This is a genomic window from Bacillus fungorum (assembly GCF_002746455.1).
Lineage (GTDB): Bacteria > Bacillota > Bacilli > Bacillales > Bacillaceae_G > Bacillus_A > Bacillus_A fungorum.
On the sequence record NZ_NWUW01000107.1, the window covers coordinates 1 to 1,613 of the forward strand.

At 41.5% G+C, this 1,613-nt stretch carries 2 pseudogenes; both read right to left on the reverse strand.

Annotated elements, in window-relative coordinates:
* Positions 1-142: 142 nt before the first annotated feature.
* Positions 143-1,432 (reverse strand): annotated as a pseudogene (locus tag CO726_RS30825) (lysozyme family protein); the annotation flags it as partial.
* A pseudogene (locus tag CO726_RS32265) lies at positions 1,429-1,613 on the reverse strand (hypothetical protein); the annotation flags it as partial. The pseudogenes CO726_RS32265 and CO726_RS30825, both read right to left, overlap by 4 nt.

A 1,613-nucleotide genomic window follows, 5' to 3' on the forward strand; every position in this document is an offset into this window, starting at 1 on the left:
TGTTTAGCCAACTTACGGCTTTCTTGGCATGCTGTTGTCCCCTTTCAGTTTCCCTCCAAGGTTAGCCAAGTGATACTAGGTCTTTTAGGGTTGACCTAACAGCTTGCAATCACCGTTTTTCCTTGCCTCCTTATGGGCGCACATAGTCCCCATAACACGCATTTACCTTGGTTCGGAAGTTATTCGGATCGGAGCAACCAGCTGGGTTTAAATGATTCTTACTTTGTGAGAACGCAATGGCTGTTTGCTCTGAATAACCGCCTCTTGCTAATGCATAGCTAATGAAGCCTGATCCAAAATTGTAAGATTGCAGGGCGAGAGCGATATCCCCATTCGCCTGGCCTAACACATCTTTAAATTCCAATACACCTGCTTCAATAGAAATATTCGGATCTTTAATGCAGCCCATACGTGCATTTCCTTTTATGCCTATACAAGATGAACTTAAATCTCCATAATGCCCCTCTGATGCCTGCATCGGGTCATTTCCTTCTCCACCTGATTCCTGCATCATTTGAGCTGCCAGAACGCCAACATATTCAGCAACACCATGCTTTTCTGCCATCTCTTTAATTTTAGGAAGATACCCTGTTACCTTTTCATTCAGATTGACAGGCTCCCCGCCAGGACTCACATTACCTACACACATACCACCAACGAAATTACTAGAAGGTGCAAGATGTCCATACGTTGCCTCTAACAACCCAGCTTCCAATATCTCACGCGCACGCTCTTTTTGACTCTTACTAAAATTTGCGAGTTCCATGGCTTTCTCAAGTCCATGAGAAGATGTTGTCACTTTTTTACTTCCACTCGCATTAATCTCATCTATTTTTTTCTTAAAATCTGTATCTCCTAATATCTTTTTTACATCTGGTCCAGAGTAACTTTCAGATTTGGTTTTTTGCATCTCTTTTTTCTTTTTTTCACAAGGACCATTCGTTCCCGACTCGCATACCTCTTTTTCCGTATATTCTTCATATTGGATATCCAAGAAATATGATATAGCATCATGCGGATCTTTACCAGTCAAATCGTTATCATACCGCGCCATATCAAAAGCGACAACCTCTTTCCAATCCACGTTTAGCGCCATTGAAATTTCCATATATTTTTTAACTTGTTCCTCTGTTTTCGTATCATCATCGGTAAAAGGTACCAAAGAGACTAAAATCACACACACAGCTATAATTACTCCCATAACCAAAGCAGCAGGTAGCCCAACTGCCGCCACAACAGCACCTACAATTTTTAGTATACCTGCTTTTAGCATTTTGGCAGCAGCTTTCGCTGCCGCCCTTCCTGCTTTTCCTGCCATTTTTACCATTTTCCCGCGCGCTTGCATCCCTTTTTTCTTAATAAAGTGAGAAGCTACATCTTTTAAAGGGTTACTTTTTTTCTGTTCATTTGGATCGTTAGGGTTTTGACTCATAGACTTGTCACACCATATTTTCCATTTTCATGACTTCTTCTTCTTCGCTGTGCCAAGCGAGGGTTTGGCGCAAATGGAATCAGATTTTGCGGGTCATGTTCTGATAAATTCAGATGCGTCTCTGTACGAACAACTTCGTCCTGTGTATGTGTTACTAAGATTTCTTCTTTTGGCTTAATAC